The 13571-nt window shown below is 44.3% G+C and carries 8 protein-coding genes and 3 tRNA genes; 10 read left to right on the top strand and 1 reads right to left on the bottom strand.

Annotation, left to right across the window (positions count from 1 at the left end):
* Positions 1-150 precede the first annotated feature (150 nt).
* The 10 genes from MASE_RS12715 (at position 151) to dapE (ending at position 11563) form a co-directional block, all read left to right on the top strand.
* Positions 151-226, top strand: a tRNA-His gene (locus MASE_RS12715).
* A gap of 75 nt (positions 227-301) precedes the next feature.
* Positions 302-378 (top strand) — tRNA-Pro (locus MASE_RS12710).
* Positions 379-402: 24 nt separating this feature from the next.
* Positions 403-479, top strand: a tRNA-Arg gene (locus MASE_RS12705).
* A gap of 498 nt (positions 480-977) precedes the next feature.
* Positions 978-2282, top strand: a complete 1305-nt coding sequence (gene tig, locus MASE_RS12700) for a trigger factor (RefSeq protein ID WP_014950148.1) — start codon at positions 978-980, stop codon at positions 2280-2282.
* Between the two features lie 98 nt (positions 2283-2380).
* Positions 2381-3010: an ATP-dependent Clp endopeptidase proteolytic subunit ClpP gene (gene clpP, locus MASE_RS12695; RefSeq protein ID WP_014950147.1), complete on the top strand. Its 630-nt coding sequence runs from the start codon at positions 2381-2383 to the stop codon at positions 3008-3010.
* A 74-nt stretch (positions 3011-3084) separates the two neighbouring features.
* The gene (gene clpX, locus MASE_RS12690; RefSeq protein WP_014950146.1) at positions 3085-4359 is read left to right on the top strand and encodes an ATP-dependent protease ATP-binding subunit ClpX; all 1275 of its coding nucleotides are present in this window, start codon (positions 3085-3087) and stop codon (positions 4357-4359) included.
* Between the two features lie 341 nt (positions 4360-4700).
* Positions 4701-7052, top strand: coding sequence for an endopeptidase La (gene lon, locus MASE_RS12685; protein ID WP_014950145.1), 2352 nt, complete (start codon positions 4701-4703; stop codon positions 7050-7052).
* Positions 7053-7374: 322 nt separating this feature from the next.
* Positions 7375-7647: a nucleoid-associated protein HU-beta gene (gene hupB / locus MASE_RS12680; protein ID WP_012518978.1), complete on the top strand. Its 273-nt coding sequence runs from the start codon at positions 7375-7377 to the stop codon at positions 7645-7647.
* 313 nt (positions 7648-7960) lie between these two features.
* Positions 7961-9853, top strand: a complete 1893-nt coding sequence (locus MASE_RS12675; RefSeq protein ID WP_014950144.1) for a SurA N-terminal domain-containing protein — start codon at positions 7961-7963, stop codon at positions 9851-9853.
* A 534-nt stretch (positions 9854-10387) separates the two neighbouring features.
* Positions 10388-11563, top strand: a complete 1176-nt coding sequence (gene dapE / locus MASE_RS12665) for a succinyl-diaminopimelate desuccinylase (RefSeq protein ID WP_014950142.1) — start codon at positions 10388-10390, stop codon at positions 11561-11563.
* A gap of 76 nt (positions 11564-11639) precedes the next feature.
* Here the strand turns inward: dapE and olsF are convergent, their stop codons facing one another.
* Entirely contained in the window at positions 11640-13358 is a 1719-nt protein-coding gene (gene olsF / locus MASE_RS12660; RefSeq protein WP_041693804.1) for a bifunctional ornithine lipid synthase OlsF, read from the bottom strand.
* Positions 13359-13571 lie beyond the last annotated feature (213 nt).

The following is a 13571-nucleotide window of genomic DNA, read 5'->3' as shown; positions in this document are numbered from 1 at the left end:
ATATTGTTTCATAAAATAGGACTAATACTCTAGTAGTTATTACTCTGCAATTATTCGCCACAAATGTTCAACGTAAACGACCGTTAATGGAAAGCCTGATGCTTACCCTTTAAAAGAAGCGCAAACCTAGGCTAAAGACAGGCAAATATGGTGGGCGTAGCTCAGTTGGTAGAGCCCCGGATTGTGATTCCGGTTGTCGTGGGTTCAAGTCCCATCGTCCACCCCACTTTTTCGCGGAAGTGGTGGAATTGGTAGACACGCTGGATTTAGGTTCCAGTGCCTTTAAGGTCGGTACGACAGTCGGTGAGTGGCGCAGCTTGGTAGCGCACTTGTTTTGGGTACAAGGGGTCGCAGGTTCAAATCCTGTCTCACCGACCACTTTTTGCAGCGAAGATTCGCCAAGCGCCCGTAGCTCAGCTGGATAGAGCAACGGCCTTCTAAGCCGTGGGTCGCAGGTTCGAATCCTGCCGGGCGCGCCATGCGAGTCAGGTAGGTCCTGATAGCAAGGCTGAATTTTCGTATTTACACTGCTAAAATAAAGCGTGTAAATTGCAAACACACCCTATGGTGGGCGTAGCTCAGTTGGTAGAGCCCCGGATGGTCGCAGGTTCAAATCCTGTCTCACCGACCATTATCTTTCTCTCCTCTCTATTCATTGCTCAATAAATTCGCATAAATTCTGTCTTTTTCGCTATTTAGGCTATTAGTTTCGCTATTTGGTCAAAATGCGTTCAAATGGTTGTTACAAACTTGTGTTTGCCTCTCGACTCTTGTGGTATGCGGCTGTATACTACCGCGTCTTTTTTTAACCAGTACGTTTGTTTCAGGTTGGCTTTTTGACACAATTTCGTGTCCTAACTTTGATTTTATAAACGTCGAATAACGACCTCTACCCCGGAGTGATATGCAACTCTTGCATGACGGGAGAGGGGATTGAGAACAAAACGCCTGTAAAGGCGTATAGTTGAGGTAACATAATGCAAGTTTCAGTCGAGACGACCCAGGGTTTAGAACGCCGTCTTACTATCACCGTTCCAGCTGACACGGTTGATTCAGCAGTTAAGTCACGTCTACAGCAATTGGCGAAAACACAACGCATCAACGGCTTCCGTCCAGGTAAAGTTCCTGTAAACGTAATCAAAAAGCGTTTCGGCCAAGCTGTTCGCCAAGAAGTTGCTGGCGATGTTATGCAGCAAAACTTCTACCAAGCAGTGATTCAAGAAAAAATTCAGCCTGCTGGTATGCCGAAGTTTGAACTGACTAAAGACGAAGACGGTCAGGACCTAGAATTCACAGCATCTTTCGAAGTTTACCCAGAAGTAGAAGTGAAAGGTGTTAGCGATATCGAAATCGAAAAGCCAGTAGTAGAAATTACTGACGAAGATCTAGATAACATGATGGAAACACTTCAGAAGCAGCACGCAACTTGGAAAGAAGTTAAGCGTAAAGCGAAGAAAGACGACAAAGTTATCATCGACTTCGTTGGTTCTATCGACGGTGAAGAGTTTGAAGGTGGTAAAGCAGAAGACTTCGCTCTTGAGCTAGGTAAAGATCGCATGATCCCTGGTTTCGAAAAGCCACTTGTTGGCGCGAAAGCGGGTGAAGAAGTGACTATCGAAGTAACTTTCCCTGAAGACTACCACGCAGAAAACCTAAAAGGTAAAGATGCAGTTTTCCAAACTACCGTTAAGAAAGTAGAAGGCCTAAACCTTCCAAAAGTTGACGAAGAGTTTGCTAAACTATTCGGTGTTGAAGAAGGCGGAGTTGACGCGCTTAAAGCAGAAGTTCGTAAGAACATGCAGCGTGAACTAAATCAAACGCTAAAAGCGCAAGTTAAAGAAGACGTTATTGCTAAGCTAGTTGAAGCTAACGAGATTGATATTCCTCAAGCGCTTATCGATCAAGAAGTGAACGCACTTCGCGAGCAAGCTAAACAACGTTTCAGCCAGCAAGGCGGTGGTCAGAACCTTCCAGACCTACCTGCTGAATTGTTTACTGACAACGCTAAACGTCGCGTATCTATTGGTCTTCTTCTAGGTGAAGTGATCAAGCAGAACGAACTTAAAGCAGACGAAGCTAAAGTTAACGAGATGATCGAAACTGCTGCTTCAGCGTATGAAGATCCGCAAGAAGTTGTTGATTACTACAACAACAACCAAGAGCTTATGCAACAAATGCAGAACGTTGCACTAGAAGAACAAGCTATTGAGTGGGTTCTTGAGCAAGCAAAAGTTACCGAAGTAACTAAAGCTTTTGACGAGGTTATGAACAAACAGGCGTAATTTTTTACTGTCTGATTGACATTACTTGTCAGCAACTGCTTAAATGCTCGGAGCCTTCCGAGCATTTTTGTTTTTAACGCTAGATAATCAAGGTAGCTATGACTAATACCCCGTTTGACCCAATGAATGCACTTGTTCCTATGGTTGTTGAGCAAACCTCTAAAGGTGAGCGCTCATACGACATTTATTCTCGCCTATTGAAAGAAAACGTAATTTTCTTGGTAGGACAAGTTGAAGATCACATGGCCAACCTCATCGTTGCTCAAATGTTGTTCTTAGAAGCTGAAAACCCAGAGAAAGATATTTTCTTATACATTAACTCACCAGGCGGTTCGGTAACTGCTGGCATGGCAATTTACGATACGATGAAGTTTATCAAGCCAGACGTGAGTACAGTATGTATGGGCCAAGCTGCAAGCATGGGCGCATTTCTACTATCTGCAGGAGCAAAAGGTAAGCGCTACTGTCTACCTAACTCGCGCGTAATGATTCACCAACCGCTTGGTGGCTTCCAAGGTCAGGCATCTGATTTTGAAATACACGCGAAAGAAATTCTGTCTATTAAAGAGAAATTGAATCGCCTTATGGCGGACCATACTGGTCAAGACTATGAAAAAGTCGCGCGTGACACAGACCGTGATAACTTCTTGAGTGCAACTGAGGCAAAAGAATATGGCCTTGTTGACCAAGTTTTAGCAAATCGATCTGACGTAGCCGCAACTAAGTAGTATAGTTATAGTAGACCTGAGCCAGTGCATAGCACGTTTTGGTTTTCGGCTCAGGCAAGGCAGAGGCAAAAGTAATGAGTGATAAGCAAAGCGGTGACGGTGATAATAAGCTACTGTACTGTTCGTTTTGTGGCAAAAGCCAACACGAAGTAAGAAAGTTAATAGCAGGCCCGTCGGTATTCATTTGCGACGAGTGTGTTGAGTTATGTAACGATATCATTCGCGAAGAAATTAAGGAAATCGCGCCTAAGCAAAAGCAGGACGCTTTACCTAAACCAAGTGAAATTCATGCTCACTTAGACGATTACGTTATCGGGCAAGAACATGCAAAGAAGGTGTTATCAGTAGCGGTATATAACCACTACAAGCGCTTGCGCAATGGCGACGTTCACGAAGGCGTAGAACTTGGCAAAAGTAATATTTTGCTAATAGGACCTACCGGTAGTGGTAAAACGCTGCTAGCGGAAACCCTAGCGCGCCTGCTTGATGTTCCGTTCACCATGGCTGACGCAACCACGCTAACTGAAGCTGGCTACGTGGGCGAAGACGTTGAGAACATCATCCAGAAGTTACTGCAGAAGTGCGACTACGACGTAGAGAAAGCGCAGCGCGGAATTGTTTACATCGATGAAATTGATAAGATTTCTCGTAAGTCAGACAACCCATCTATCACTCGTGACGTTTCGGGTGAAGGTGTACAGCAGGCGCTTCTAAAGTTGATTGAGGGTACGGTTGCGTCTGTTCCTCCGCAAGGTGGACGTAAGCACCCACAGCAGGAATTCCTGCAGGTTGATACCTCTAAGATATTGTTCATCTGTGGTGGTGCGTTTGCTGGTCTTGATAAAGTTATTGAGCAACGCGCACAAAAAGACACGGGTATTGGATTTGGTGCTACGGTTAAGTCGAAAGACAACAGCAAACAAATCAGTGAACTGTTTAAGCAAGTTGAGCCTGAAGACTTAGTGAAATATGGGTTGATTCCAGAGTTCATTGGACGTCTACCGGTAGTAACAAGCCTTGAAGAGTTGAATGAAGAAGCACTAATTCAAATTCTACGCGAGCCTAAGAATGCAATCACCAAGCAATATGGTGCATTGTTCTCGATGGAAGATGTAGAGCTAGAGTTCCGTGACGATGCACTTAATGCTATTGCTAAAAAGGCAATGGATCGCAAAACAGGCGCACGTGGTCTTCGCTCAATCGTTGAAGCGGTTTTGCTTGATACTATGTATGACCTTCCTTCAATGGAAGACGTGAGCAAAGTTGTTATTGATGAAACCGTTATTCGCGGTGAATCAAAACCTATCTTGATTTACGACAGCAACGAAAAGAAAGCCGCCTCTGAATAGATGCTGGTTTTGTGAAAAAAGGCCCTTTAGGGCCTTTTTTTGTTTTTAACAGCCAAAGTTTCAGACTTCGCTGTCTAATCTGATCTACGTTTAACCAAAGGGTATACCTTGAAAGTGGGTGATTTTTGAGCGGTTAAAACAAATCTCGCTATCCTTTCTACTAGATTTTTGCGTTTAGTATTGCCATTCGAGGCAAAATCGATAATGGTTATACTAAGGTCAACAGGCCCTAGAGCAGGGAAGGTAAGGTTAAGGAATTAACGCACTTTAATAAGTTTCGATTGAACTTTGCTCTTGCATCCCCATATAAAAATGACATTTCAAACTAATTGAGAACAAGTATGACAGTTGAGCGTGAAAATCGCATTGAAATTCCTGTGCTTGCCTTGCGGGACGTGGTTGTTTACCCGCATATGGTCATACCCCTATTTGTTGGGCGTGAGAAATCAATTCGTTGTCTAGAAGCGGCAATGGATAATGACAAACAAATTTTTCTAGTAGCACAAAAAGACGCTGGCGTAGATGAGCCTGAAGCGGACGACATCTATACCGTCGGTACTATTGCTACTATCCTACAACTTCTAAAGCTACCCGACGGTACGGTTAAAGTGCTGGTAGAAGGTAGTGTACGCGGTGAAATTGAAAGCTATAAGCAATCAGAGCCGTTCTTTGTTGCTAATGTAGACAAACAAACTGATGAAGAGATTGATGAGAGTGAACAAGAAGTGCTTATTCGCTCTGCGGTTTCTCAGTTTGAAGGCTACGTAAAGCTAAACAAAAAAATTCCACCAGAAGTACTGACATCACTAAATGGCATTGAAGATGCGCCTCGTTTAGCCGACACCATGGCTGCACATATGCCTCTTAAGCTTACTGAAAAGCAAAAAGTGTTAGAGATGCAGGGCGTCAATGAGCGTCTTGAATATCTGATGGCGCTGATGGAAGGCGAAATTGATTTGCTGCAGGTCGAAAAGAAAATTCGTACCCGCGTTAAAAAGCAAATGGAAAAGAGCCAGCGCGAGTACTATTTGAACGAGCAGATGAAGGCCATTCAGAAAGAGTTGGGTGAACTGGATGACGCACCTGACGAATTTGAAGCGTTATCTAAAAAGATAGCCGACGCTAAAATGCCTAAAGAAGCGGAAGATAAAGCGAAAGCTGAACTTCAAAAGCTTAAGATGATGTCACCAATGTCTGCAGAAGCTACCGTGCTTCGAAGCTACATTGAATGGTTGACTAACGTGCCGTGGAACAAGCGCTCGCCGGTTAAGAAAGATCTTTCCCGCGCAGAAGGTGTGCTTAACGAAGACCACTACGGCCTTGAGAAAGTGAAAGAGCGCATTCTTGAGTATTTAGCCGTTCAGCAGCGTGTTAAGAAGCTAAAAGGCCCAATTCTGTGTCTTGTTGGTCCTCCAGGTGTAGGTAAAACTTCATTAGGCCAGTCGATAGCTAAAGCGACAGGTCGCAAATATGTGCGTATGGCACTAGGTGGCGTACGTGACGAAGCTGAAATCCGTGGTCACCGTCGTACCTACATTGGTTCATTGCCAGGTAAGCTAGTTCAAAAAATGGCGAAAGTAGGGGTTAAAAACCCGCTCTTCTTACTTGATGAAATCGATAAGATGTCATCAGATATGCGAGGCGACCCTGCGTCAGCGCTGCTTGAAGTACTAGATCCAGAGCAAAACAATAGCTTTAGTGATCATTATCTGGAAGTCGACTACGACCTGTCAGACGTTATGTTCGTAGCCACCTCTAATAGCATGAATATTCCAGGCCCATTACTTGACCGTATGGAAGTGATTCGTCTATCTGGCTACACAGAAGATGAAAAACTCAACATTGCAAAGAACCATTTAATTGGTAAGCAAATGGAACGCAATGGGCTTAAAGCGAAGGAGTTGGAAATTACCGATTCTGCCGTTATCGGTATGATTCGATACTATACCCGTGAAGCCGGGGTTCGTAGCTTAGAGCGCGAAGTATCGAAGGTATGCCGTAAAGCCGTGAAAGATATTTTGCTTAAGAAGAGCAAAGACAAAGTAGTAGTAACTCAGGATAACCTTAAGGACTATCTTGGCGTTCAGCGCTTTGACTACGGTAAAGCGGACAAAGATAATCAAATTGGCCAAGTTACAGGACTTGCTTGGACGCAGGTAGGTGGTGACTTACTGACCATTGAAACAACGTCGGTTCCGGGCAAAGGCAAAATGACATCAACGGGTTCGTTAGGTGATGTCATGCAAGAGTCTATTAAGGCTGCTATGACGGTGGTAAGAAGTCGTGCAGAAAAGCTTCGCATAAACGATGACTTCTACGAGAAACGTGATATTCACGTGCACGTACCTGAAGGTGCTACGCCGAAAGATGGCCCTAGCGCAGGTATTGCTATGTGCACTGCACTTGTCTCGTCACTTACGGGTAACCCTGTGAAGTGCGATGTAGCTATGACCGGTGAAATCACCCTACGTGGTGAGGTGCTTGCTATTGGTGGACTTAAAGAAAAACTATTAGCTGCGCATCGAGGCGGCATTAAAACTGTCGTTATTCCAAAAGATAACGAGCGTGATTTGGAAGAAATTCCAGACAACGTGAAGAAAGATTTATCAATCCATCCGGTTAAGTGGATTGATGAAGTTCTTGATATTGCACTGCAGGAACCTGTAGAAAGCGTCAAGGTGGTTAAAAAATAACTTAATCGACTGGCTACAATCCTTTGTTTTTAAAGGCGTGTAGCCGTTTTTTTGCTATAAAATTGCAATAATTGAACAAAAAATGTGCATTGAGCGAAAGAAAACCTGATTTTTTTAAAATTAGGGCTTTCAAGTCGCAAAAGTTGTGTTACCTTTAAGTGGTATTCGCTTGAAGCCTTGCCACAAAAGGGATTGCAGCGATTCATTAATAAAGTTAATTATTTGTGACTGAAGCTTGATGTTAACAATCAAGCTTGCTATAACGTTCAAGCAAAATCGTTTTGGACAAACAGTATAATAACAATCGAAGGGGATCATAATTGTGAACAAGTCTCAACTTATCGACCAAATCGCTGCTGGTGCAGACATTTCTAAAGCAGCTGCTGGCCGCGCTCTTGACGCATTCACTGACTCAGTAACTGCGGCGCTTAAAGACGGCGACCAAGTTGCACTAGTAGGCTTTGGTACTTTCTCAGTTCGCGAACGTTCAGCTCGCAGTGGCCGCAACCCACAAACTGGTGAGACTATTCAGATTTCAGCAGCGAAAGTTCCATCTTTCAAAGCTGGTAAAGCACTGAAAGACGCTTGTAACTAAGCACAAAAATTATAGAAAAAGGCGATGGCTAGTCCATCGCCTTTTTTATTTCTAAAACAAAGAATTCAATATTGGGGTGAGAGTAATGACTCTGACCCCAATATTTTAAGAGTAGAAATAACCCTTCGAGGCTTGGTAAGTTTTATACATATCCTCGCAATGCACGAACTTAACGAAAGACAGTACAAATAGTGCGTTTTGGTCGTTTATATTCGGCAGCATTGGGTTATAATCAGCGCTTATTTTATCTCGCACTCACGGATTTGTGATGGTTTGAGGTAACTGTAGTAAGCAACGGAGTTGAAGAACAATCATGCTAGAAAGAATCAGAGAAGGTTCTCAAGGCCCATGGGCGATGGCGATTATCGCGCTTATCGTTTTAAGTTTCGTATTCGCAGGTGTAGGTAGCTACCTAACATCATCAGGTACTACTGCAGTAGCTACTGTTAATGGCGAAGAAATTTCGGCACAAGAACTAGAGCGTGCATATCAGAATCAGCGTGCACAAATGGAGTCTCAATACGGCGAAAGCATCGCACAGCTTTTCTCTAGTGAGCAATACCTCGCAGATTTCAGAAGAAATGTACTGGACAGACTTATTGCTGAAAAATTAATTCAGCAACAAGCGACGGACATGGGATTGCGCGTAAGTGATAAACAAATTCGCGAAACCATAACACAAATGCCTGAATTCCAGTTTGGTGGTCAGTTCGATAACGAACGTTTCCAAGCCATTCTTCGTCAAAACGGTTTTCAAGTAGCCGATTTCCGCGATTATCTGCGCGTTCAAATGACACAAAACCAGTTGGCTGCAGCGCTAACGAATTCTTCATTTGCGTTGGACGGTGAAGTACAGCAAGCGAATGCGCTACAGCGCCAAACTCGTGATGCGAAATACGTGCTAGTGAGCTCTGATGAGTTTGCCGGCTCAATCGAAGTGACAGATGCGGATGTTGAAGCTTTTTATAATAACAACATCGCCTCTTTCGATACTGACGAGCAGGTTAAACTTGCTTACGTTAAGTTAAGTGTCGATGACTTGAAAGATCGCGTTTCGGTTGATGAAGAAGCGGTTCGCACGTACTACGAAAATAACCTGGGAAGCTACGGCAAAGAAGAAGAGCGCCGTGTTTCTCATATTCTTATCGAAGCGGGCGATGATGCCGATGCAGCGAAAGCAAAAGCAGAATCATTAAAAGCAGAACTCGACAACGGTGCAGACTTTGCGGCTCTTGCAGAAGCAGACTCTGATGACACATTCTCTGCCGAAAACGGTGGTGACTTAGACTTCATTACACCAGAAATGATGGACCCAGCGTTTGATGAAGCAGCTTTTGCTTTACAAAATGTTGGCGATGTATCCGACGTAGTTGAAACCGAGTTTGGTTTTCACATCATCAAGTTAACAGACTTAAAAGAAGCACAAGTTAAATCTTTCGATGAAGTAGCGGGTGAGATTCGCGATACGCTTCTTTATGACGCGGCTATGGAAAAGTACTTTGAGCTTCAAAATACGTTAGCTGAAATTGCGTTTGAAGTACCTGATACGCTAGAAGATGCAGCGAACGCGGTTGATTTGCCTGTGCAAGAGTCAGTGGTATTTAGTCGCAACACCGCACCTGCTGATCTAAGCTTCCCTGGTTTACTGGACGTTGCTTTCTCTTCTGAACTTATTGATGAAGGGCTTAATAGCGATATTATAGAACTAGACGACGAAACCGTTGTTGTTGCGCGTGTTATTGAGCATCAGCCTCAGCGTACTCAATCTCTTGAAGAAGTACGCGAAGGCATCGAAGCCTCTGTTAAGGCAGAAAAGTCGAAAGAAGCTGCAGAAGCTTGGGCGTTTGATATCGCACAAAAAGTGCGTGCTGGAGAAAGCGTTGAAAGCGAGCTAGCTGAAAAGTCTGTGTCTTGGGAGACAGCAGCTGCTGTTCCGAGAGCGGGCGGTACACTTGCACGTGCACTCGTTGACACGCTTTTCTCTCTTGCCCTTGAAGGCGAAGATAAAGTTGATGTTGCAACAACGGTAAACGGTGACGTTGCTGTTGTTATGCTTGAAAACGTTAACGCAGCACCAGAGCTTGAGAATGAGTTGGGTGAAAGCCTGAAGCAGCGCCTTGCTCAGGTACAAGGCCAGCGCGTTTATCAACAATATATTGATGCGCTTCGCGCAAATGCAGAAGTGACTATCTCACAGACGCTATAAGCACTGCTGCGTAAAAGTTGTCGCTGCGACTAGCAGTGACACCGGTAATTACTAAAAAGCCAGCCTCTTTCATAGATGCTGGCTTTTTTTATACAACACAGTGATTGGGTGTTTGTTTGAAGTGCGTTAGTTCGTTAAGAACAGCATCAGTGTATAAAATGCCGCAATAACACCAGATAACACGAATATGTACAGAAACCCTTGCTTGCCTTGCTCCAGAGTGTATTTGTTGGCTTGTAAATAGCCAAACCAGAGTAGTGACAAAATAAGGGGTATTAAAACAATGATTTTTAACACAGTAATGCCTTTCTTTAAGTTATGTTCTAGTTATAACAACGCGCGTTGATTTAGACAAATCTTAACGAGCCAGTCCTAGTCGCCAACTCACCCATTGTCGCCTTCCTTGTTATCACCCTTTATTATTTTTAGCTTCAGGTTACTTTGTCCGCTGTCATGGCATTGTCGTAAATCTGTTATTGCCGTGTCACTTTACATTTGTGTAATAGACTCACGTTTCATAAAGGTTTCTTATGCATGTCAATTCAGCCTTTACCTTCCATAGCGCCAGCTCGCAGTATTTATTTTGCCGAAGTGCTTATGGCAAGAGCGTCGATTACCCCGCAGGACGCTGGTTGCCAAAGTTACCTGATATACAAGCTCGAAAAACTCGGTTTCTTTTGTGAAAAATACACAATTAATGGTGTGAGCAACCTCGTCGCAAGGTGGGGGCAGGGCCCGAATCACTTTGCATTTAGCGGCCATACTGATGTAGTGCCCCCAGGTCCTCTTGATAAGTGGAAGTCACCGCCTTTTAGTCCCGTAATTAGCAAAAATAAATTATATGGACGTGGAGCTGCCGATATGAAAACAGGCATCGCAGCCATGCTAGCGGCCACAGAGCGAACCATTGCCTCGTTAGATAAGGAAAAGGTCTCTTTCTGGTGGCTAATCACCAGTGATGAAGAAGGGGAGGCGGAGTGGGGCTCTAAATGGATAGCTGAATATTTGGCATCTAAAAATGTCCAGCTTGATATGTGCCTAGTCGGTGAACCTTCTGCATCTGCATCAACCGGCGATACAATTAAGATTGGCCGCAGGGGCTCACTTTCCGGCACTATCCATATTGCAGGAAAGCAAGGTCACGTGGCTTATCCAAAGACAGCGGTAAATGCTATCCACAAAGCGAGTAACGTGATTAATGCGCTAACACAGTACCCATTTGACAAGGGGAGTGATGATTTCCCTGGTACTACGCTTCAAATAACACACATGGACACGGGAAGCTTCACAGATAACATAGTGCCTAGTGCTGTTCGTATAGAGTTTAATGTCAGATATTCGTGGCAGTTTAATCAAAACAGTTTATCGGTATTGCTGCGCAGTATTATCAATAGCATTGATACAGAAGCCAAAGTTAGCTTTTCAAGACCCTGTGAAGCTTACTTGAGCAAGCCTAAGAGTAATGCGGAGCATTGCTTAATTGCCTGCGTAGAAAAAGCGATAAAGGGCGCTACAGGGCGTTACCCTGTTATCAGTACATCCGGTGGTACTTCTGACGGGCGTTTTTTTGCTAGTGAGCACACACAAGTGGTTGAAGTGGGTGTGCCAAACACCACCATTCACCAAATAAACGAACACATTCATGTGTCTGATTTACTCACTCTTGAAGATATTTATACCGACATTCTTAAGTATGTTGGCGAGCGATAACGACTTCTGAAATTTTCAGTAAAGCGGAAGGCCGTAGAATGAGAAAGGGAGCGTTTGTCAGAAGCTCCCTCTTCGCTTAGGCTGTGGCTTTAAGCTGAATATCGGTTAGATAGCGTTTGCGCTTTTTCTCAGTAAGTGTTTGCATATCAACCACCACCAGTCCGTCGATACAGTCGTTAAAATCTGGGTCGACATTAAAGCCTAAAAATGCCACCCCGCCTTCTTTAGCCACTTCAGAATACTGCTTATACAGCGTTGGTACGTTTACGCCCATGTTAGCCAGTAAATGCTTTAGCTGCGTAAATTCTGCCTTGTAATCGTTACCTGTAAATTGATGTAACGCGTCGTTCGCCATTTGATAAGGTCGCTTGCAGGTCGCTTCGCCAAACTTGGCAGGGAAGTACGTGGAATAGAATTGTACCAATAAATCTTTAGCGGGTTCAGGGTAGGCATTACTGAGTGACACCGCACCAAACAGATAGCGATACTTTGGGTAGCGGCTTAAAAATGCCCCGATACCAAACCACAAATAATCTAAACTACGCTTTCCCCAATAGCGAGGCTGGACAAAGCTTCGCCCTAGCTCTAAGCCTTCTTTGAAGAGTTTATCGTTGTCCTTACCGTAATTAAATAAGGTCGCAGAGTAGAGTCCGGTAGGGTGGTCTGGCGCTGTCAAAAGCTCAGCATCGCCAAAGCGGTAGGCACCCACAATTTCTAAATCGTTGTCATCCCAAAGTACAAGGTGATAATAGTGGGAGTCGTACTGATCGATGTCTCTACGCTTGTTAGTACCTTCGCCCACGGCTCGAAACGCCACTTCGCGCAGGCGGCCAATCTCTCGCATAATCGGTGAACAGCTTTTGTGTTGGTATAGGTAAATAGATTTTCCGTCGCCAGTTTCACCTAAATGTTCGCAGTCTCGCATAGCGCGGGCCAGTTCTTTTCTGTCTTCTGGCATGGCAATAGAAGCCTGGGTTTCAAATACGCCTTTCTTGTTACTGCCAATGCGATACAGATGGCGCTTAAACAGCTTTACCTGCTCTTTTAACGGTATATTGGTTTGCTGGTACGCTTCAAATGGAATAAGTTCGCCAATGCGCATAGGTAAATGCTTCTTACGCTGTTTGAACATCTCTTTGACGAGCAGCGCGGTGGCTAATGGTTTGTACACCATGGACACGCCGTAAAAAAGCGGGCTATTTTTCGCGTCTATATAAACCGGCAATATCGGTGCTTTTGCTTGCTTTGCAATGCGTAAAAAACCTGTGTGCCATCTGGTGTCGCGAACACCTTGCGGGCGTAATCGAGAAACTTCACCGGCAGGAAAAATCAATATGGCGCCGTCGCTGTTAAGGTGTTTTTGAATTGCCGATAAATGCTGTTTTGGTGTGCCTCCCTGCATATTGTTTACAGGTAACAGCATATCGTGAAGCGGTTCAATGGCCATAAGCATTTCATTGGCGACCACTTTCAAGTCGTGACGTACTTCACTAACCAGCTTTATAAGCGCAAGTGCGTCGAGTGAGCCAATCGGATGGTTAGCAATAATCACCACTCTACCTTCACTTGGAATGCGCTCTTTTTCTACATCGCGCGTGGAGTAGCTGATATTAAAATATTCAAGCACTTGCTCTACGAAATCGATATCTTCGTAATGTGGATAGGTTTCGCCAAATTCGGTAATTTCACGTTCGTGAAGAAGGTGCCTTAAAACGAAAGACAGCGATTTAAATAGAATGGGGTTATTTGCTACTTGAGGGTAATGCTTGTTCAGTACGTCGTTTACAGTAAACATAGAACCTGTTTCTCTTCCGGTTTTGGCGAACAATAGCAGGGCAATGTGACGCTTTTCACACAGTTTCATGGCAGTTATTTGACAGTGTTAAAAAGTTGTAACTATGACCTGTTAACCTATGATATGAGGCACAGGTCAGCAGGCCCTAACCTTGATGGATGGGTTTGGAATTCACCTGTTGCTTGGTGAATAGCAAAAGTCAGGGGCCGTTAC

The organism is Alteromonas macleodii ATCC 27126, from assembly GCF_000172635.2.
GTDB classification, from domain to species: Bacteria; Pseudomonadota; Gammaproteobacteria; order Enterobacterales; family Alteromonadaceae; genus Alteromonas; species Alteromonas macleodii.
Note: the sequence above shows the minus strand (reverse complement) of the source record. Positions and strands in the feature narration are given on the sequence as shown.